This window comes from Paenibacillus sp. MDV22-iso6 (assembly GCF_058408365.1).
On the sequence record NZ_JBZVDZ010000011.1, the window covers coordinates 110,796 to 131,980 of the forward strand.

General features: G+C 46.3%; 19 protein-coding genes and 1 riboswitch. Of the genes, 3 read left to right on the forward strand and 16 right to left on the reverse strand.

Features of this window, described 5'->3' with window-relative positions:
- The first annotated feature begins 37 nt into the window (after positions 1-37).
- A complete protein-coding gene (locus AC4PM4_RS26350; protein WP_024632664.1) occupies positions 38-283 on the forward strand; it encodes a NifU family protein in 246 nt (81 codons plus the stop codon).
- 68 nt (positions 284-351) lie between these two features.
- Here the strand turns inward: AC4PM4_RS26350 and AC4PM4_RS26355 are convergent, their stop codons facing one another.
- Positions 352-1,131: an SDR family oxidoreductase gene (locus AC4PM4_RS26355; protein ID WP_072735488.1), complete on the reverse strand. Its 780-nt coding sequence runs from the start codon at positions 1,129-1,131 to the stop codon at positions 352-354.
- A 324-nt stretch (positions 1,132-1,455) separates the two neighbouring features.
- Here AC4PM4_RS26355 and AC4PM4_RS26360 point away from each other — a divergent pair, with 324 nt between their 5' ends.
- On the forward strand, positions 1,456-2,454 hold the full coding sequence (locus AC4PM4_RS26360) for a DUF2167 domain-containing protein (protein WP_072735489.1): 999 nt from the start codon (positions 1,456-1,458) through the stop codon (positions 2,452-2,454).
- Between the two features lie 185 nt (positions 2,455-2,639).
- Here AC4PM4_RS26360 and AC4PM4_RS26365 read toward each other — a convergent pair whose 3' ends face one another.
- From AC4PM4_RS26365 to AC4PM4_RS26390, 6 genes are all read right to left on the reverse strand, one after another.
- Positions 2,640-3,476: a MetQ/NlpA family ABC transporter substrate-binding protein gene (locus tag AC4PM4_RS26365; protein WP_072735490.1), complete on the reverse strand. Its 837-nt coding sequence runs from the start codon at positions 3,474-3,476 to the stop codon at positions 2,640-2,642.
- Positions 3,477-3,555: 79 nt separating this feature from the next.
- Positions 3,556-4,215: a methionine ABC transporter permease gene (locus tag AC4PM4_RS26370; protein WP_072735491.1), complete on the reverse strand. Its 660-nt coding sequence runs from the start codon at positions 4,213-4,215 to the stop codon at positions 3,556-3,558.
- The gene (locus tag AC4PM4_RS26375) at positions 4,216-5,250 is read right to left on the reverse strand and encodes a methionine ABC transporter ATP-binding protein (RefSeq protein ID WP_491614898.1); all 1,035 of its coding nucleotides are present in this window, start codon (positions 5,248-5,250) and stop codon (positions 4,216-4,218) included.
- 127 nt (positions 5,251-5,377) lie between these two features.
- Positions 5,378-5,519: riboswitch (SAM riboswitch) on the reverse strand.
- Between the two features lie 130 nt (positions 5,520-5,649).
- Complete coding sequence (locus AC4PM4_RS26380; RefSeq protein WP_491614900.1) at positions 5,650-6,378, reverse strand: Cthe_2314 family HEPN domain-containing protein; 729 nt, start codon at positions 6,376-6,378, stop codon at positions 5,650-5,652.
- 212 nt (positions 6,379-6,590) lie between these two features.
- Entirely contained in the window at positions 6,591-7,514 is a 924-nt protein-coding gene (locus AC4PM4_RS26385) for a COX15/CtaA family protein (protein ID WP_256336683.1), read from the reverse strand.
- Positions 7,515-7,831: 317 nt separating this feature from the next.
- The gene (locus AC4PM4_RS26390; RefSeq protein WP_449010837.1) at positions 7,832-8,176 is read right to left on the reverse strand and encodes a thioredoxin family protein; all 345 of its coding nucleotides are present in this window, start codon (positions 8,174-8,176) and stop codon (positions 7,832-7,834) included.
- A 143-nt stretch (positions 8,177-8,319) separates the two neighbouring features.
- Here AC4PM4_RS26390 and AC4PM4_RS26395 point away from each other — a divergent pair, with 143 nt between their 5' ends.
- A complete protein-coding gene (locus AC4PM4_RS26395; RefSeq protein WP_491614903.1) occupies positions 8,320-9,600 on the forward strand; it encodes a DUF2515 family protein in 1,281 nt (426 codons plus the stop codon).
- 149 nt (positions 9,601-9,749) lie between these two features.
- On the opposite strand, the gene AC4PM4_RS26400 is transcribed toward AC4PM4_RS26395, so the two are convergent.
- From AC4PM4_RS26400 to AC4PM4_RS26440, 9 genes are all read right to left on the reverse strand, one after another.
- Positions 9,750-11,378: a putative polysaccharide biosynthesis protein gene (locus tag AC4PM4_RS26400; protein ID WP_491614904.1), complete on the reverse strand. Its 1,629-nt coding sequence runs from the start codon at positions 11,376-11,378 to the stop codon at positions 9,750-9,752.
- 60 nt (positions 11,379-11,438) lie between these two features.
- Positions 11,439-11,930 carry a DUF456 domain-containing protein gene (locus AC4PM4_RS26405; protein WP_488732125.1) on the reverse strand — a complete coding sequence of 164 codons (492 nt, stop codon included), beginning with the start codon at positions 11,928-11,930 and terminating at the stop codon, positions 11,439-11,441.
- A 3-nt stretch (positions 11,931-11,933) separates the two neighbouring features.
- On the reverse strand, positions 11,934-12,683 hold the full coding sequence (locus tag AC4PM4_RS26410) for a Cof-type HAD-IIB family hydrolase (protein WP_491614905.1): 750 nt from the start codon (positions 12,681-12,683) through the stop codon (positions 11,934-11,936).
- A 283-nt stretch (positions 12,684-12,966) separates the two neighbouring features.
- On the reverse strand, positions 12,967-13,839 hold the full coding sequence (locus AC4PM4_RS26415) for a metal ABC transporter permease (RefSeq protein ID WP_063566127.1): 873 nt from the start codon (positions 13,837-13,839) through the stop codon (positions 12,967-12,969).
- Positions 13,839-14,798 (reverse strand): metal ABC transporter permease, encoded by a 960-nt coding sequence (locus AC4PM4_RS26420; protein ID WP_063566128.1) that lies wholly within the window; start codon positions 14,796-14,798, stop codon positions 13,839-13,841. The genes AC4PM4_RS26415 and AC4PM4_RS26420 overlap by 1 nt, the downstream gene beginning before the upstream one ends.
- A 3-nt stretch (positions 14,799-14,801) precedes the next feature.
- Positions 14,802-15,623: a metal ABC transporter ATP-binding protein gene (locus tag AC4PM4_RS26425; protein WP_231952394.1), complete on the reverse strand. Its 822-nt coding sequence runs from the start codon at positions 15,621-15,623 to the stop codon at positions 14,802-14,804.
- Between the two features lie 31 nt (positions 15,624-15,654).
- Positions 15,655-16,602 (reverse strand): metal ABC transporter solute-binding protein, Zn/Mn family, encoded by a 948-nt coding sequence (locus AC4PM4_RS26430; RefSeq protein WP_079696714.1) that lies wholly within the window; start codon positions 16,600-16,602, stop codon positions 15,655-15,657.
- Positions 16,603-16,842: 240 nt separating this feature from the next.
- Positions 16,843-18,819 (reverse strand): peptidoglycan D,D-transpeptidase FtsI family protein, encoded by a 1,977-nt coding sequence (locus tag AC4PM4_RS26435; RefSeq protein ID WP_083584868.1) that lies wholly within the window; start codon positions 18,817-18,819, stop codon positions 16,843-16,845.
- Between the two features lie 287 nt (positions 18,820-19,106).
- Positions 19,107-21,131: a peptidoglycan D,D-transpeptidase FtsI family protein gene (locus AC4PM4_RS26440; RefSeq protein WP_400348710.1), complete on the reverse strand. Its 2,025-nt coding sequence runs from the start codon at positions 21,129-21,131 to the stop codon at positions 19,107-19,109.
- Between the last annotated feature and the right edge of the window lie 54 nt (positions 21,132-21,185).

The window sequence follows — 21,185 nt, forward strand, 5'->3', positions numbered from 1 at the left end:
TTGTAATATACTATAGTGAGGAAAGGAGTTGAAAAAAATGAGCGAAAACGCACAAAGCACCATGTATGATGAGGTATCTGAAGTGCTTGACAAACTTCGTCCGTTCCTGCAACGCGATGGCGGTGACGTGGAACTGGTCGACGTGGAGGACGGCATTATTAAGCTGAAACTGGTCGGTGCCTGCGGTAGCTGCCCAAGCTCCACCATTACCTTAAAAGCCGGGATTGAACGCGCCCTTCTCGAAGAAGTTGAGGGTGTTGAAGAAGTCGTACAAGTATTCTAATCAATCCTTCACGAAATAAACCTCAAGAGCCTTTCGCTTCACATGAAGCGGAGGGCTCTTTTTTTGTGCTATGCATCCTCACGCTGTATGTTAGGACGAATCGGGTCAAGTCCTCCAGATACATCCATAATGTTACCTGTTATAAAATCGGAATGATCCAGACACAGATAGGTAATCACCCGTGCAATATCTTCACCGCTTCCAGGACGTCCTCTCGGCGTTTCCTCGTCGGTTATACCTGCCATCTCATCAATCGTTTTCTCTTTGTTGGCACCGCGAATATCACCTGGACAGACCATATTAACCGTAATGCCGTAGGGAGCTTCCTCCACAGCAAGTGTCTTTGTAAATGAAACCAGACCTACCTTCGCAGCAGCATAAACCGCCCGATGAGGCCATGACCTCGCTTCTCCTGCATGACTGAAGCCAAAATGTATAATTCGTCCCCACTGCTTGCGCCGCATCTCCGGCAATACACGCTGATCCAGCAGCATCGGTCCAAGCAGATTTCCTTGCACAAGCATCTGAACCTCATCTTCGGAATACTCGGCAAACAGTCGACGTTCACGGACAAAAGGACCCGCGTTGTTCACGAGAATATCAATGCTGCCCAGTTTCTCTTCGACCTGAGCAACGAGCATAGTGATCTCTTCTGTCTTGGAAATATCGGCCTGAATGGCAATACACCGCACACCCTTGGCTATGATCTGAGTCTGTAACGCCTCAGCTTCCGTACGGCTATGTACGTAATTGAGAGCAATATGGCAACCCTGATCCGCCAGACTGAGAGCCGTCATTTTACCAAGACCTTTGGCACTTCCCGTTATGAGGGCAATCTTTCCCTTCACGTTCATCCCCCTCTTCAAAGAGCAGTCACTCATTCAGTATAAAAGATTTATCATCCCCCCACAACTCGTGTTTCCCACCAATCTGTACCATTTGCAAAAAAGTGTAAATTAAGGACTAAATACTTATCTTTCAAACCACTGAAATAAAATGAATTAGGTCTTTTGTAGGAAAATTAACCCTTTATCTCCAGAATTCCCTTGTCTGGTCTGGATGCCTATGTTAATGTCGATAAGTCCTTATTTTCTTATGAATATAACGACACAATACATATGTTCATGTAAATGACAACATTGCATGACACCTTCGAAAGGAATACAGCGTAAATGAAAAGATGGTTAGCCTCTCTACTCGCAATTTTGCTTATCGCCTCATTTCAAGCTCCATTCTCGACCACAGCATCTGCAGAAAGTGAAAGCAATAGCTCCACCGAAGATTATCAATGGATTGATGGGCCTTCAGACGTAGTCCTTGATAACAAAGCAACATTAAACGTAGCTGAAAATCTCTCCTATCTCGATGCAGCTAACACCCAAAGGTTCCTGGAAGACACGGACTCCTTCCCCAATGGAACGGAAATTGGAAGTATCTATGGCGCCGGCGAAAACTCCAACTGGTATGTTATCTTTGAATATAACGATACCGGTCATGTCGATGATAGTGAGAAAGACGATCTGGATGCCGATGAACTGCTCGATAGCTATAAAAGAGGTACAGAAGATCAAAATGAGAAAACAACACCCGAAAATCAATTGTTTATCACCGGATGGGAAATTGAGCCCACCTATGACAGCAGCAAACATCAATTGATCTATTCTCTTGGTCTTGAGGATGCAGAGCGGGAAAAACTCGTCAATTATAATGTGAATGTACTCACCCGCGAAGGATACATCGGTGTTATCCTCGTTACGGATAGTGCCAATTTTGAAGAAAATCGCAAACAGTTTGAAAGCTCCGTGCTTAACCAGCTCAACGTGATCAAAGGAAATACCTATGAAGAGTTTGATGCATCCGTAGACAAAAAATCAGAACTTGGCCTGACCAGTCTGATTCTCGGTGGTGCTGGTGTAGCTGTAGCTAAGAAAGTTGGATTATTGCTTTTACTTAAGAAAGGATGGTTTGTCATCGTGGCCGCTATTGTTGGTGCTTTCGGATGGATTCGTCGCAAGCTGACCGGCCGCAAAAAAGATGCTGACCCAGGAGATCAGAATTCGCTATCTCCTGCAGAGGAAGCTTACCAACAGCATGCTGCTGGACAGGAGTCCGCAGGCTCTGATAGCCAACAGACAGATGGACATTCAGATACTGATCCGAATAAACGTTAAGCTTATAAGTAAAGCACTTATAGTATTCCTACATCGAAGTGCTCTTACCTCAAAACGTTCTCTTTAACATGATGTACAAAACAGAAAGCCCTGCATTCTCCATAAAGAGAATGCAGGGCTTTCTTTAGTAGTTCCATAACAAGTGGAGCCGAGTATACAATATATTTTCAGCTTAATCGTTCAGCTTAAAACGCCGGTTCTACAGCACCTTGATAACGATCTTTGATGAATGTTTTAACCTCTTCGGAATGCAGGGCTGCAGCCAGTTTTTGGATGGCATCTGCATCTTTGTTATCTTCACGGGATACGAGAATGTTTGCATAAGGGTTACCTTGCAGGTCCTCGATCAACAGCGCATCCTTCTCTGGGTTCAGATTGGCTTCCAGCGCGTAGTTGGCGTTGATGAATACCAGATCTGCTTCATCCAGTTGACGAGGCATCATGGCTGCATCCAGCTCGATGATATTCAGATTTTTCGGATTGGCTGTAATATCCTGAATCGTAGAAGTGATATTTGTGTTGTCTTTCAGCGTGATAAGTCCTTCTTTTGCAAGCAACAACAGTCCACGACCGCCGTTGGATGGGTCATTAGGAATGGCTACTTTTGCGCCGTCTTTCAACTCATCCAATGATTTGATTTTTTTGGAATAGCCAGCAAATGGCTCAACATGCACAGGTGTTACAGCAACGAGATGGAAACCACGTTCTTTGTTCTCTGTATCCAGGTAAGGTTGGTGTTGGAAAAAGTTCGCATCCAGTTGTTTATCTTCAAGCTGTTGGTTCGGTTGAACATAGTCATTGAAAGTCACGATTTGCAAGCGAATGCCTTCAGCTTCGAGTTCAGGCTTGATGCTTTCCAAAATTTCTGCATGTGGTGTAGGGGATGCTCCCACTTTCAATTCTACGGTGCGCGGTGCGCCTCCAGCATTATCAGCGCCGCTGTCGGAATCCTTGTTGTTTCCGCAAGCCGCTAGAACCGCAATCAGCATAATACTAAGTAGAGCAAAAGACCATTTTTTCATGTGTAAAACCCCTTCTCCAATAAATTTTTTTGCATTTTGCCCCAAATCGATACCGAATCAGGTAAATGCTATATATGTGTTATTTCCTGGTGAACCATTTAACCAAACGATCGCCAGCCATCTGAAGCACTTGCACCAAAATGATCATAAATACAACGGATATAATCATAATTTCATTCTGATAACGGAAGTATCCGTAGTTGATTGCCAATGTTCCCAGACCTCCACCACCAACCATCCCCGCCATCGCCGTGTAGGAAACTAAGGTAACGATTGTAATGGTGATACCAGCTATCAGACCCGGCAATGCCTCTGGCAGAAGCACACGCCGTACAATCTGTCCGGTTGAAGCTCCCATCGCCTGTGCGGCTTCAATGACGCCACGATCCACTTCACGCAGTGTAGTTTCCACCAACCGGGCAAAGTATGGAGCTGCGGCAATGACGAGTGGTGGTATAACGCCCAGTACTCCTGTAGCAGTGCCAACCAGTGAACGCGTAAACGGAATGAGTGCAACAATCAAAATGATAAATGGCACTGATCGCAGAATATTTACAATAAACGATAGTATCGTGTACACCACTTGAGATTGAATCGAAGTCGACCTTGCCGTCATAAACAGCAATACGCCTAGCGGCAAACCAATGATTATCGTGAATAGGCCCGATGCTCCGAGGATTTGCAGTGTTTCAATTGAAGCCTTACCGATTTCTTCCCAACGCACTGTTGAAAAATCCATTTAACGAAGCACCTCCACATCAAGTCCCTGATCCACTAATTCTTTAATGGTGAGATTGATCTCATCTGACTGCCCCTCAAACCGAACGGTCAGCTGTCCATAGGGAACTTGTTTGATCGTTGAAATGGTGCCTTGCAAAATGGCGAAATCCACTCCTGTTTTACGAACCGTTCTGGACAAAATCGCCTCATAGGTTTTATTGCCCAAGAAGGATATTTTCACAAGCTTAGAAGATCCATCCTTCTGTAATGAGACATCTGCACTCGCCAGAGCGGTCTCTTCTAATGCAATTCCCACCTCATGGTCCCGCATCATAAAGTCACGCGTAATGGCATGCTGCGGCTTGAGAAATACTTCCGTCACTGGCCCTTGCTCCACGATGCCTCCCTGATGGATAACCGCCACCTGATCACAGATATTCTGGATCACGTGCATCTCATGGGTGATTAGAACAATCGTGAGGTTATACTTTTCATTGATATCCAGCAATAACTTCAGAATCGAATCAGTTGTCTGGGGATCAAGTGCCGATGTGGCCTCATCACACAGCAGCACGTTCGGATCACTCGCGAGCGCTCTCGCAATACCTACCCTTTGCTTCTGTCCGCCTGACAGCTGGGCCGGATATTTATTGCTGTGGTCCTCCAGTCCAACCAATGCGAGCATTTCCTTCACTTTTCGATCAATTGCAGCCTTGGGCGTATTAACGAGCTTTAAAGGAAAAGCCACATTGTCATATACCGTAGCTGAGGATAACAGATTAAAGTGTTGAAAAATCATGCCGATCTTACGCCGTTGTTGTTGCAAATCGGACTTATTGAGATCGGTTAGGTTGATTCCATCAACCCAAACCTCGCCTGCCGTGGGGCGTTCGAGCAAATTGATACAACGGATCAATGTACTCTTGCCTGCACCGGAATGACCGATAACTCCGAATATTTCACCCTTGCGGATATTCAAATTTAGTTCCGATAAGGCCGTCGTACTTTTTGAACCTTTACCGTACTTCTTGGTTAAACCTTTTAATTCAATCAAAATTACTGCTCCTTCCCACTGCCTACATGTATCTTTACCCGAATGAAAGGAAAACTCCCCTTCATCGTACAAAAAAAGAGCCCCTTTTGCAGAAACAAAAAGGGCTCTTCACGTGAAAGATTATACCTTCTCATCTGCCAAAATCGTGCCTTGCACCATTTTGTAGGAATTAGCACCTAACATCTATAAAGTATGACACAGCTGTCATGCAGTTATAAATCGGTTGCCGGGCTTCATCGGGCCTGTCCCTCCGCCGCTCTCGATAAGAAATATTTAATTTATAAGTTCAGTAGTAGTTATAATGTTAATGTCATAAATGTTAATTCCATCTAACTGTCGATCAGGAACTCAGTATAATCCAAGTATTCCGATTTGTCAAAGGCAAATATTACTATCCAATCAGTTCGTCGGTTGATTCACTACCTGCTTATGCCACTTCTCGTTGATGTAGCCATACGCTGCTTTTAACGTCTCACATACCATATCCACACCCTGCCGGAGTTCCAAAAGATGCTGATCCAGGTCTTCCAGCTTCACTTTCCCTTGCAAAGTCTGGTGCAGCTGCCACAGATCATCCTGCATTTCGGAATTCATGTAATGAATCTCCATGTTTCGCCGCTTGCGCAATTTGCTCATTGGCTCACGGTAAGAGTCCTTGATCCGAATTAGTTCGTTAGCAAGAACATAATGCAGCTTATCATATCCGAACTGTCTTAATACGGTGAAATAAGAATAATGCGTTTTAACATTGGTTGTGTTCAGCTCAAATATTTCATTCAACACTGTACCTAACTTATCCAGAATGGCAAAACATCGGATGAAGCCATCCTTATAGAAATAGACGTAACGGGCATACTCTGCTTTTTCTGGTAATGTCATATCGTCCGTAGAGCCCGCTTTGACTTTCTGACGGAAATGGGAAGCTGCAAAACAGCTTTGCTCCAATTCATCCAGCGAAGAGATCAATCCCTGGGTCCATATATACAGTTTACGAAAATCATGGGTAGGATCATGGTCCACATGCATCTGTCGCTGAAATAGCTCAAGCGTATCCGCCATCGCTTCCATCGCGTCCTTTAGTATGCCTTCGTTCTTACGCGGCTTTTCACCCAGCAACGTTCGCAGCATATATAGCCTCCTCTTTCCACTCTGCAGATCATCAAATTAATAATAATTCATCATATTAAACAAAATCGGAATCAGAGTAAACGTATGACCGCTGCTTACAATAGGGTGCCCTGACACGCCTGACATCAAACAAAGTTCACCTGTCCAATGATGTACATCATCGGATGGTGAACTTCACTGGATTATCCCTGAACTACAATAATTCGGATATATCAGAACCGATTAACGGGCCGATGCAACTTGTACACCAGGAAACTCATATAGGTTAATACACCGAACAAAATAGCAATATCAAGCATATGCGCCAGCGCCACGAACATATACACTTCCGGACGATTCATCGTGAGCATCAGTCCAAAACCAATGACCACTTGCAACAAAACCAGCACAACAGAAATGACGCCAAGTGCTCTTAATTCCGTGTTATCCGGATGTTTGCGATACGCAAAATGACCGAGGATTGCAATGACGATTACTAATGAAACAGCTGCCACCCGGTGAGCAAAAGCAACAGCTACGCCTCCCGAGAGCTCAGGAATAATCTGCCCGTTACAGAGCGGAAAACCTGAACAGCCTCCAGCAGAATCCGTATGGCTCACAAATGCTCCAGTATATACCACGAGGTACGTATAGATTGTGGAAAACCACACCAGATTTCGGAACCCTTTGCTGACTCGCGGATATCGATTCAATCGTTCCAATCCACCATGGCGAGCTTCCTGCCGAATACCAAGCGCCATCATTAAGGAGCTAGCAAAAGCAATTAAGGCAAATCCGAAATGCAGTGCCATGACTGCGGAAGATTGGGAGAATACGACGGCAAAAGCACCCATGATTCCCTGGACAATAACAAATATCAGCGTTAACAATGAAAACAATTGCAGATCACGGCGTGATTTGCCAAAACGCAAAAATGCTACAAAAGAGGCTATGGACAAAAGCCCTGCCAGTGCGCTGACGGCGCGGTGGGAAAATTCAATAAGTGAGGCAACAGTATGTGCAGGCACAAGTTTTCCGTTACATAAAGGCCATTCTGCGCCGCAACCGAGGCCCGATTCCGTTCGGGTCACAACGCCTCCGCCAAATGTGGCCAGAAACATGACAAGACAGGTTAATACGGTTAACCATTTAAACAAGGTTAAGTGTTTCAATTTTTTCTCACCCGCTGTTGGTTTAAGATGGCGAAGAACTACATCCTCCGCTTGATTCGATACTTTGACACTTATTTCACAACTAAATTCATTATACCGGATAAATGTGTCATTGACGCCGCGCTTTGTGACAAAATGTTAACGTCTGTCGAGAAGTTGACCCGCAGGTCATCGGTAAATATGTACATTATTACAACGTTAGTTTCTCCCGAAAACTCGGAAAATACAAACGCCACTTCCCTATTTCAAGAGAAATGGCGTTCCTTTAATTATAACCTTTAACATGGTAAACCTGTCATGCTTTATTTATGAATCGTGTTATACACCTCAACTGCACGCTGCAGGAATTGCTCAATCTCTTCTCTCGACTTGCGCAGTTTGTTCACATAACGAACAAGTTCCCGGCCATCTGTGTAAGCTACAAAGCTGGGGATGCCGAGGATATTTTTCTCTTCGCTCACTGTACCCACCTGATCTACGTCGACCTCAACCAACTTCAGTTCACGAGCAAACTTTTCTTCAACTTCAGGCATAAACGGATCGATGTACTTGCAATCACCACACCAATCTGCCTTAAATACAGCTACAGTCAAACGCGGAGATTGGATTGCCACATCAAATTCCGGTTTCGATGTAATCTTTTCCATTACAACATCTTCCTTTCTATACCTTGTCTTATCCTCTAAGTGAAGCAAATTGCGGAGTGGAAGTCAAATATTCGGCGCATACTGACATCAACAGCTTCTTAAACTAAAAGCGTAATCAGAATATCAGGAAAGGAGGTCATGTCATGACTTCCGTTAAATCGGATTCCTCCGAGTCTGCCCATCATGGGTCAATATTACAGATGGTTCGATCCATCCCCGGTGCGGCCCGGGAAGTGTGGAGGGGCAAACAGGCGGCTTGGCAGGCTTCTGCACAGCTTCGTCATCCCTTGCGTGATATGGCTTGGGACTCTGACATGGCTGCTACCTTACAAGCTGAAGTGGAGCGCTTGTTGCCTGGAAACGAGAGTTCTTTTGCCCGAAATACGCTCAGTGCACTGGTCTGTGAAGAGGACTGCATCATTCTGGAAGAAATCAAGACATTAACGCAAGAAAACAACCGGAGTAACATCACTCGCACAGCAGCATACCTGGAATGTTACGAACAGTATCCAGAGCTGCATTGGGCCCTGCTTGCCCATATGGTATCCCGCAACGGAGGATATCACATGACCGATCTTCAAAGTGACCTTATGCATAATCTGCAAAATCAAACAGACCGTGAGCACATGTATCGACTACTGGAGCGATGTAATGCCCTCATTTTCCAAGATGCTTATCCCCAGCTTCTGTTATATATGAACAGCCGCCGGATCGGCCGGAGCTGTTTTCATTTGTTGTCCCATTTTCATGTATCGGCGTTCATGACACCGTTCTGGGAACGATTTTGGCTGGAGCGATGCAGCTCGCTGCTCAGTGTCGCGTTAATTATTAATGAGCAGAACTATATCGAGAGCCGGGTCGTGCAGCATCCTTATTTTCAAAAACAAGTGCTGTCCAAACCCGCATTCCATCTGCATAATCTGGCTGGGCTGAACCATATCGTATTTCCACTCGGACGGGAAAAAGGTCTTGCAGGCCGGGTTATTGAACATTTTGGCAAGCTGGATGAGCGGATTATGTTTGGTAAAGGCTTATATGCGATGCTGTTTGGAGTGGAACAAGTGTACACACAAGTATTGGAGTTTGCGCGCTCGGTTCCCCACCGTGGCTCACGTGCTGAATACTGGCCTGGTCTGTTCACCGCACATAAAGATGAACCCGGAGAAGCTGAGCTCTATAGTCAGGAGCTGTTGGATCAAGAATGGCTAGGGGAAGGACAACGGTTATATAGTCCTGAATTGCTGGCTGTATGGGGTGATACGCCGTATGAACCGATTACAAGGCAGGATTGGCTGCAAAATCGCGATTGTCTCGGTCATCTCACTGCCCCGCGCCGCCCTTGGCTGTTTGAGATGAGTCATGAGCATCGGTATGGAATGCTAAAAACTGCATTGGCCCATGATGCCAAAACCTTGACTCATTAAGGACAGAGGCCTTACCAGGGAATACGTCTAGAGTACAATAATGGACTACTTTTTTGGTATTATAAAAAAGCCCTGTCCGCTTTGAGAGCAGACAGAGCTTGTACTTATTTCAAACAATATAACGAAGTGTGTATTGTGTGTTGAATCGATTATCCACGTTGCCCGGCTCCACGTTGTAGACGCATGAGCGGACGGAGTATTTTTTGCAAAATACGAGGGTAACTGCCCAGTTCGTCTTTACGAAGTACACGTAGAACAACCATGAGTACCAAGTACACGACAACCACAAGCGCACCCACAAACAGACAGGTAACGAGGAATGATACACGTGTTGGCAGGAATAAATCAAAGATGGAGTTCCCAGCCCAGTTCGCCGCAAAACCAACACCCGCTGCACACAGCACGGTAATGATGAATCCTTTCCAACGATCACCCATGATCGAGAAATCAACAATTTTGCGAAGCACCCGCAGATTAAGATACGTAATAACCAGGAAACACAATGCGGTCGCAATAATGATCCCGTAAATGCCAAAGATTGGAGCCAGAATTAAACTCGCTACGAGTTTGACTACGATACCGGCAGCTACACTGATCATTGTAATCCGTGGTTTACCTACCCCAAGCAAAATGGAGTTGGTGGTCATCATCGTAATTTGGAAAATGGTACCGAACGTCAGCAATGTAATGATTGGTGTTCCGTCTGGGCTGGTAAACAGTAAGCCGTTAACGGAATACGCTGCCGCACACAGAGCGATAACGATCGGCATTCCTGTCAGAATCGAAATGCGCAAAGCAAGCGTCACCTGATTTTTCAGATGAACTTCATCTTTGCGTGCAAAAGCTGCCGAAATGACTGGCACAAGTGATTGACTCAGTGCGATAGCCAGAATCGGAGGAATGCCTGCAATACTTTGGGCCTTGGCACCGAGAATGGCAAGAACTCCTGTCGCTTCATCCATCCCGATTCGTCCGCTAAGCAGTGGAACTACCAGCGATGAATCGATAAAGTTAATCGCCGGAACAGCGAGTGAAGATAAAACGATTGGAATCGAAAGTTTGAATATATCGCTGTAGATGCCCCGCATGGGCAATTGATCCGCACGCTCATAATTCAATTGCGCCGCACGGTCATTTTTGCGAAGTTTCAAGGTGAAGTACAACATGACCGCAAAAGCGCCAATGCTTCCGAATACGCCCCCAAATGAAGCCCCTGCAGCAATGGTTTGATCATCGTAATTCCATTGCAGCATAACAAACGCCACGATGATCGCTGTACCTACACGTGCAAACTGCTCCACAATCTGTGAAATGCCGCCTGCCGTCATATTGCCGCGACCCTGGAAATATCCACGCATCATTGCGATGGCCGGGAAGAGCAGTAGCGCTGGAGCCAAGGCCCGAATGGCGCTCACCGATTCCGGTACTTTGGATACGTACGTCGCATAATAAGGTGCTGCGAACCATAATAAAGTAGACATCACTACCCCGGCTACAGCCGCAAAGATCAGGGCTGCACGGTAGATTTGTTGAGCTTCACCTGCGCGTCCCAGTGCATAACGTTCCGAGACCATTTTGCTAAGTGTACTCGGTATGCCTGCTGTAGCTACGGTTAACAGCATTAAATATACCGTATTGGAGATGGTAAACGATGCGTTACCGATATCGCCGAGGATATGCTCCAGCGGCACCCGTTGAACCAATCCGAGTACCCTCGCAATTAGCGCAGCTGCCGCCAAGATGAGCGTACCTCTAATGAATGTTTCCTTCTTAGACAAACCAATTCCCCTTCTTTCCCCCACAACGACGTGCATCCAGATGAAGCCGCTCCCGAACGTCTATGCGAATCTTACCACCCAGATAATAAACAGAACAATCATGACGATTTGCAAAATAATTTTCATAACGGTGCTTGTAAACAGCCCCACCACGGAACCAAATCCGACTTTGGAAGCTTTGGCAGGTGAAGACCCTCCGATCAGTTCCCCGATAAAAGCACCGATAAATGGTCCCAGTACCAGTCCGAATGCCGGAATCACAAATGGGCCAATGATGACACCAATCGTACTGAGAGTCGTCGATAATTTGGAGCCGCCGAATTTCTTCACACCCCAGGCACTGACTACATAATCAGCCACAAACAGCACCACTACGATCAAAATCTGGATAATCCAGAACCATACACCGAACGGAACAAAGCTGAAGAACCAGCCATAGACCAGAAACGCGAAGAAAATCGCTACAGCACCAGGCAGTATGGGATATACCGTTCCGGCCATCCCCACCGCAAACAGCAGTACAATTAAAATCCAGCCAACGGTTGCGAGCAAAGGTTATTCCCCCTTCAAAATATGATCACGGATGACTTCGACAATGCCATCTTCGTTGTTGCTCGCTACGATCAGGTCAGCCGCTTCCTTCACTTGCTCCTGTGCGTTGCCCATGGCAACACCAAGACCCACGGCTTCAATAACCGCCAGATCATTCAAGCTGTCTCCAACAGCAACCACTTCGGACATCTCTATGCCCAGCAGCTTGCAGACTTCAGCTACACCACTCGCTTTGGATACTCCACCAGGGTTAATTTCAATATTAACAGGTGAGGAGTTCGTCATTTGCAAGCCTCCCATTTGTTGCAGCTCCATCATAATCTGGTGACGGACTTCATCCACTTCGGTATTGAATCCGAATTTCAGCCATTCCAGACCTTCAATATTGTCCGTCCAGCGATCACGGTTGAACAGCTCTTCCACGGAGTATGCCCAGTACCAGCTATTATATTTTTCGCCAATCTCCTGCATTTTGCGGATCAATGCCGGGTCCATCAGATGGCGCATATGCAGATCATGCGGAGCTTTCCAGACTTCACTGCCATTGACCGTTACCATCTGGGTCTCCAGCCCAAGCTGTACCGCATAAGGCATCGCATGAAAAACAGCTCTTCCCGTCGAAAGGCACACATGCACTCCCCGACGAATGGCGATCTGAATCCATTTGGCGGTTTCCTGTGTGATCTCATGATTATCGTTAAGCAATGTTCCATCCATATCCAATGCAAGCAATTTGTATTTTAGTTCACTCATACCGTATTTCCTCCTCAGTTGTCTCTCTACTTCTCCCTATCCAAATACTCTCACAAAAAGATCGCCCGGCATCCGCGTAGGCGGATACTCCGGACGTCACAGCTAACGACATTTTACCACAGATCGTCGGCCTGCAACAAAGTAACCCGCGATACGGGTGAACCTTTGCAACAAGGGCACAGGTGTCTGTTCCAATTCGTGTAAGAGTCTGGTATAAGATAAAACTTACCCGTATCCATGAAAAAACCGCCTGCAATGCAGACGGCTGCTACTTTTTTATCCATTAACGTGCCGCGAATTTGCGACGAGCATATCGGAAGACAATACCATGCTTTGGAGACAGCAACAGGGCCAGCACAAACAGAATTCCTGCTACCGCCACCATGCAACCTGCAATGGAAGCATCCAGCGCGTAAGCCATGATGTACCCTCCAACCGAGGAAGCTGCTCCTACGAGCACGCTGTACAGAATCATTTTGCCCAGTCGATCCGTGAGTAAGTAAGCCGTCGCTGCAGGTACAATCAACATGCCTACCACGAGAATAGATCCTACGCTCTCAAATGAAGCCACAGATGTCATGGAAACGAGCCCCATAAGCAGATAGTGGAACAACACCACCGGAATGCCGCAGGCCGCAGCCAGCGCCGGATCAAAGGCACACAACTTGAACTGTTTGTAGAACAAGCCGATTACAAGGAGGATGACCAGCAAGGTGATGCCCAGCATCCAGACCGCCCTTGGGCCTACATCCGTCCCTCCAAGCGTTAGGGTATCCCACTGGACATAAGCGATCTCACCGAACAAGACACAATCGAGATCCAAATCAATATGTCCAGCATTCAGACTAATTAAAATGACACCCACTGCGAAGAGTGCCGTAAACACTATTCCGATGGAAGCATCCGATGATAGTCCACCAGCCTGCAAGCTTTGAATGAAGAACACTGTCAGTAATCCAAATACCGTCGCCCCAAGCAACATCCATAACGAATCACGTGATCCACTCCACAGGAAAGCAATCGCAATACCCGGGAGAACAGCATGACTGATCGCATCTCCAACCAGAGCCATCCGCCTTAATATGAGAAAACAGCCAAGAATAGCGCAGGCGGAGGATACCAGGATAGCCGTCAATATAATCCAAAACGTTGCCATTACAACTCACCCCGTTCCTGCTGTGCTCGCTGTGCAGAGAGTGTCTGTAGCGTGGCATGTTCTTCTCTCAAGTAAGCGGATTTCGCCTGCATACTTCTTAAACGGCGTGCTAACAGTCCGCGCCGTGGAGCAAGCAATGCGGAACCTGCAAATAGCACTGTCGCTGCCAGTACCGTTACTGGCCCTGTCGGCAGATTAGGCACCAATGTGCTGAAGATTGTACCTGTCGCACCGCTCAGTGCTCCAAATACGCCGGCTAACAGTACCATAAGCGAGAGCGAGTCCGTCCAGCAGCGAGCTGCTGCCGCCGGGGTAACCAGCAAAGCGGCCACAAGCACCACGCCAACCGCCTGAATCCCCGCAACAACCGCAATCACGGTCAACAGCAGAATCAGTTGTTCCAGCATGCCAACCGGCAGTCCCATACCCCGTGCGAATCCCGGGTCAAAACTCACCAGCTTGAATTCCTTGAACCATGCCAGACAAGCGATCAATAATACAAGACAGACACCGCCCATGACATACACATCCGTCATCACCATGGAGGCGGCCTGACCAAACAAATATTTATCAAGTCCACTCTGACTGCCGCTTGCACCGTGCTGAATCCGAGTAAGCATCACTACACCAATACCGAAAAATACAGTCAGCACAATCCCCATTGCCGCATCCTGCTTGATCCGGGAATACCGTGTAATCCACGATATGCCGAAGGTCGCAATGATTCCAGCCACAAGCGCACCGAACAGAAATAATCCTACTGATTTGGTTTCAGTCAACATAAACGCGATGCAAATTCCTGGCAGAGCTGCATGAGCCAACGTATCCCCCATGAGACTTTGACGACGCAAAAATGTAAAAGAGCCAATAATTCCACTACTGAATCCGAGTAACAAGCAGCCAAGCAATATCCAGCGTGTATTGGGATCGGACAAAATGGCTACTATCCAGTTCCACATGCACTACACCTGGCCTTTCTCCGACCGGCTTCCGATCATCGCTATCCGGCCTCCGTACGTCTCTTGCAAAGTATCCGGTACAAATACTTCATTCGTCGGTCCACCTGCAACCAGCCGTCCATTAAGCAGCAGCACATGGTCGAAATATTCCTCTACTGTCGCCAGATCATGGTGAACAACCAGTACGGTCTTCCCTTGCTTCTTTAGCTGTTCCAACAATGAAATGATAGCTTTCTCCGTTGTGGCGTCCACACCTGCAAACGGCTCATCCATGAAATACAATTCCGCATCCTGTACCAGTGCTCTTGCCAGAAAGACACGCTGCTGCTGTCCTCCAGAAAGCTGACTGATCTGGCGGTACATATAATCACCCATTCCGACTTGCTCCAGGCAGTGAGCTGCCAGATCCCGTTCTTTTTTGCCAGGACGGCGGAACCAGCCCAGATGTCCATAACGCCCCATCATGACAACATCGAGGGCGTGGGTTGGGAAATCCCAATCAACAGATTCACGCTGAGGTACGTAGCCGATCCGGCGACGCTGTTCTCGGTAGGACTGACCAAAAATTTTCACCTCGCCGTGCATTTTTGGAACAAGTCCCAGAACGGCTTTGATCAAGGTTGATTTCCCAGCCCCGTTTGGACCAAGGATGCCAATCAGCTGACCTTCCGGGATGTCAAAAGATACCCCACTGAGGACCGGCTTTTTATGGTAAGCCACCGCCAGATCCCGAACGCTAAGCGGAGCTGATGTAGGCTGTGTTCCCTTCAGATGGTTAGCATTTGGTTGTGATTGAGATTTTTCGGATAAAATTGTATCGCTCATGCTCTGTCCACTCCTCTCTTCATATCGTTTATCATTTTAATGCCTCTACAATCGTCTGAGTGTTATGGCGGATCATGCCAATATACGTTCCTTCTTCTGTTCCCTCAGCACCCATCGCATCCGAGAACAGTTCACCACCAATACTTACGGTATGTCCTTTTTCGGCTGCACCAGCAATAATGGCTTCCATCGCTTTTGCTGGTACGCTGGATTCTACAAATACCGCTTTGATATTGTTGTCCACAAGATAATCTCGCAACTCACTGACATCTCTCGCACCATATTCTGCTGCTGTACTGATTCCTTGAAGCCCCATCACTTTCATGTCATAAGCTTGGCCGAAGTATCCAAAGGCATCATGCGCCGTAACCAATACCCGGCTGGCTTCCGGAATCTCCTGGATTTTTTCCCGCACCTCGGAATCCAATGCCTCCAGTTTGGTTAGATACTGCTCTGCCTGGGCCTTGTACTCTTCTGCATGTTCCGGGTCTGCTTCCACGAGCGTATCGCGCACAGCCTCTGTGGCATGCATCCAGTGGCTAACATCAAACCAGACGTGTGGGTCGTATTCCGTTCCGCCTGTATCTTTTCCTGAACGCAATTCCTCCACCGGAATGTTCTCCGAGACAGCTGTTACTATTTTGCTCTTGGACATTTTCTCTAAGATGTCTGTCATTTTGCCTTCAAGATGCAATCCGTTATAGAAGATAACTTTTGCTTGCTCCAGCTTCCTAATATCTCCCTGTGAAGCCTTGTACAAGTGAGGATCTACCCCTGGGCCCATCAGCCCGGTCACATCAACATATGCCCCGCCGACTTCACGCGCTACATCCGCAATCATGCCTGTTGTGGCTGTGACCTGCACCTTCCCTTCACTACCTCCTGTTTCCGCTGCACCTGAGCACGCTGTTAGCACGATAACCAGAACAACAGCTGCCAGCGTCATTAACCCTCTCTGAATGCTCCTCATCTTCACCATCAACAATTCAAACCGCCCCTTTCCCTCTCCTAACATAATTGTCCTCATCTAATTTTGTTGTACAAGGTATTAAAATTTATACAAGACTAATAATGTTTCCCTTGTGCAAATTTTAGCCGATGCAAAATAAAAAGGCAAGGGATAATTTCCCCTGCCTGTCCAATTGAGTATATGGGCGATTTAATTAGATTGTTTGTCTTTTTTCGCTTATCTGTGCTAATTCATTTGCGTTTCTTCACGTTACTCTGTATCTTTCCCCTGATCTTTCTTCCCTTTTGGAGTCCCATCAAGGCCATACACTTCATCGTAAGCATCGAAAATTTTACGTGCAATCGGAGACGCACTAACCGATCCAAAGCCACCTTCAGGCACAACAACCGCTATAGCCAGCTTCGGATTATCCCGTGGTGCAAATGCGATAAATACTCCGTTTTCCTTTTTGTTCGGCCCTGTTCCCTGCTCCGAGGTTCCTGTTTTTCTCGCATAATCGTAGGGGAAACCGTCAAACGAACTTACTTTGGTAACCATACCCTTGTGCACTTCATTCCAGTATGCATCCGCAAAATCAACCTCGTTTAACACTTTTGGTTTAATTTTCTTCACCACATTACCTTCTGCGTCACGGATTTCCTTTACTAAATGAGGCTCCATCCGTTTGCCTTTATTCGCAAGCATTGTCGTATATTGTGCAAGTTGAAGCGTTGTATATTTACCTTGCTGACCAAATGAGGCAAAAGCCAGACGTGTAAGAGCCGATTCATCTTTGTTTGTATACTCAAGTCTGCCCAAGAATTCACCAGGCAAGTCAACACCAGTTGATACACCCAAGCCAAATTCCTGCATGTGCTTGTGCCAAACATCAAGCCCTTTATCCGAGCCATACTTATTTAGAAGTCTCTTACCAACCATATCAATCATAAAGGCATTGGAAGATTTCTCAATAGCCCGTCTCGCTGTAATATTGCCATTATATGCTGAATGGGAGTTCTTCACTTGTCTCCCGTCTTTCCCTAAAATAGCATATCCTTGGTCGTGATACGTTTGCCCTGTCGTGAATAGTCCTTCTTTCAATCCAATCAATACACTGAGTGGCTTGATTACGGAACCTAGCAGTACAACGGATTCAGTATGTTTTTTCGAATCGTCCGGCGGGAAGGAAGCCATCGTTCCGTTGCGATAAACGTACTTGATCTTGTCATAATCCCAGTCATTCGGATCATAATCCGGCATACTCGCCATAGCCACTACATTGCCAGTATCCACTTCCATGGCTACCGCATATCCCGTAACGGCTTTCGGAAGCTTACGCAATTCATCCGTTATTGCCTGCTGTGCTGCCATCTGAATTTCTTTATTGATTGTGGAGACCAGACTGTATCCCTTCTCCGGCGGAGTCTGTTGCATCGTACCCTCTGGCAAATTACGCAAATTAATATCAATGGATTGGTAGCCGCTACGCCCACGAAGCTCTTCCTGATATTGAAATTCAAGACCATCAACTCCAACTTTTTCTTGCTGGGTATAGCGCAATCCCGGGTCGCGTTCTGTTGCTTCCGATTTGCTGATTTCTCTATACTTATCCAAGTTGTCCTGTTGGCCCTTGAACTCTCTTGTATATCCGATCACCTGAACTGCGACCCTATCGGGATCATACTTTCTTACGTTTTCCTCAAGTACCATAGCACCTGGATATTCAGCCTTTTTCTCCATAAAATAAGCAATTTCTTTCATGTTGAGATCCGATTTCACCAGACGAGGAGAATACCCATGTGCCTTCTGAGATTTGAGATCCAGTCTTTTAATGATCTCTTCTGCATCCGGCTGCTCCTTGTCCCCTGGATTAAACTGTTTAAACACAGCGGCCAGATCATGAGCCAGTTCCTCCGCTTCCTGTCTGCGGTCATCATTTCTATAATCCTCATACAACAACACATAGAGGGATTGTACAGGCTCCGAATAAGCCAGCGCGACTTCCCCTGTCGCATCATAGATTGGCCCACGAACAGGGGCGAGCGGAATATCTTTGGTATTACGGCTGGTTTCCATATAGGTCAGTTCAGGTCCCTCGACAAATTGTACAAAGGCCAACCTAAAAATTAGGATACTGAATATCACAAACGCAGCGAAAAAAAACATATTCATTCTTACACTAGACGGCTTGTTGTTGACTGGTGTATCTTCATTGGACATTTTCTTTTTCCTCAATCGGTTAAACATGGGATAAGCCTCTCCGTTCTTATGTAAAAGTAGATTCATCTATCACGCATATTGCATTAATCGGTTCAAATAACATACCTTTCCTTCTACAAGTCTATCAAAGGTCAACTGCCATGTCCTCCAGATTTTGGTTACATTTTCGTGAACATTCTCTTATATAAACGTGGCATGCACGATGTTTGTTACATATTGATTTGCAGCAGCTTGTCGAAAAGAGACCTCTCAGTACTGGCAAACGTAAAAAGGACCCTCGAAAGGGTCCCCTCTTTTGAAATCAAAGAATCACATTACTGTGTATCTGATTCTTTATTTTTATCTTTCTTCGGTACACCGTCCAGACCAAACTCCTCGTCATACGCGTCGAAGATCGCACGTGCAACAGGGGCAGCACTGCTCGAACCAAAGCCCCCTTCAGGAATAACCACGGCTACAGCCAGCTTCGGATTGTTACGTGGTGCATAAGCAATAAACACCCCGTTATCCACCAATTTGCCTCCGACTAACTGTGTGGATGTACCTGTTTTTCTTGCAAAGTCATAAGGGAATCCACTAAACGCTGTTACTTCGGTTGCCATGCCTCGCTGTACTTCATTCCAGTAAGCATCATTAAAATCGACTGTGCTGAGCACTTTCGGTTTCATTTTCTCAACCACATTGCCTTCCGAATCACGGAACTCACTGACTAATTGTGGCTCCATGCGTTTTCCTTTATTCGCTAGCATCGTAGCATACTGTGCCAGCTGCATTGTTGTATACTTCCCTTGTTGTCCAAAGGAGGCATATACGAGCTTAGTAAGTGAGCTCTCTTCACTCTTAATGTATTCCAAGTAACCAGAATATTCATTAGGCAAATCTACTTCAGTAGGTACACCAAGTCCAAACTGCTTCATGTATTCATCCCATACGCCAATACCCTCTGCACCATACTTCGAGTACAGTTTCTTCCCGATCTCGTCAATCATGAACACGTTCGAGGAATGACGAATCGCATCACGAGGAGTTAACGAACCATACACGTGACCGGAGGAATTCTGTACTCTGCGGTTATCCCCACCAAAAGTCGTTGAGCCTCTGTCTGAATATACTGTATTTGTTGTGAAAAAACCTTCCTTCAAACCAATCAATACACTAAGCGGTTTGATTGTGGAACCAAGCAATACAACAGATTCCGCCCGTTTACCTGAATCGTCTGGCGGGAATCCACGAATGGTACCATTTTGATAAATATATTTTATTTTATCGTAATCTTCAGTACTTATACCGCCAGTTCTCCAAACGTTCGTGTCGTAATCCGGCATACTGGCAGCAGCAACAATCTTCCCTGTATCCACTTCCATTGCGACTGCAAAACCTGTTTTTGCATTGGGATGCAGCTTACCGGAGACCTGATGTGTATGCAGCCAGCTTATTTGATCCAGTATCGCTTGTTCCGTTTTCACCTGAACATTTTTGTTAATCGTTGTAATCAGATCATACCCTTTTTCGGGTGGGGTAGAGCCTGCTACACCTTCAGGCAAGTTACGTAAGTCAACGTCCACGGAGTTATAACCGCTTTTCCCTCGCAGAACATCCTGATATTGCAGTTCCAGTCCATCAAAGCCAACAAACTCATTCTCGGTATATACAAGACCTGGGTCCGTTTGCTTTTTATTGGCCTCATCGACCTCTTTGTATTTATTGAGTGTTTTAGAGCTTTTGAACTTTTTGAGATAACCAATCGTCTGAACGGCTACCGTATCCGGATCATAGTAACGCACACTTTCCTCTACAATCTGAATTCCCTTGAATTCATCCTTGTGCTGCAGGAAATAAGCCACTTCCTCATCGGACAGATCACTCTTGATCAGACGTGGCATGAACCCGTTTGCTTTACGCGAATTGAGGTCCATTGCTTCTAAGATGTTATCGACCGTAAGGGCCTCGGAATCCTTTTTCTTATACTGCTCAAAAACATCATGCAACCGAGTTGCGATGTCCTCCACTTCCGCTATATTTGGATTTGGCTTACCATCCACATCCCCATAGTTTTTGTATAAAGTCAGATACAAGGATTGAATCGGCTTGGAGTAAGCCAGCTTTACCTCGCCCGTGGAATCATAGATGGTTCCTCTCACGGGAGCGAGTGGTACATCTTTGGTAATATTACTCGCTTCCTCCTGACTGAGCTCAGGGCCTTCCACGAATTGCAAAAATGCCAGCCGTACAATAATAACGCTAAAAATAACAAAGGAAGCGAAGAAAAATACGTTCATCCGGTAACTGAAGCGCCGCTTGTCCGTAAGTTCGTCCTTCTCTTTTGAATGATTTTTCATTCATCCTACCTCTTTCATGACTTGATGCATACCGTCCAGGCTGTACAGCCTCGG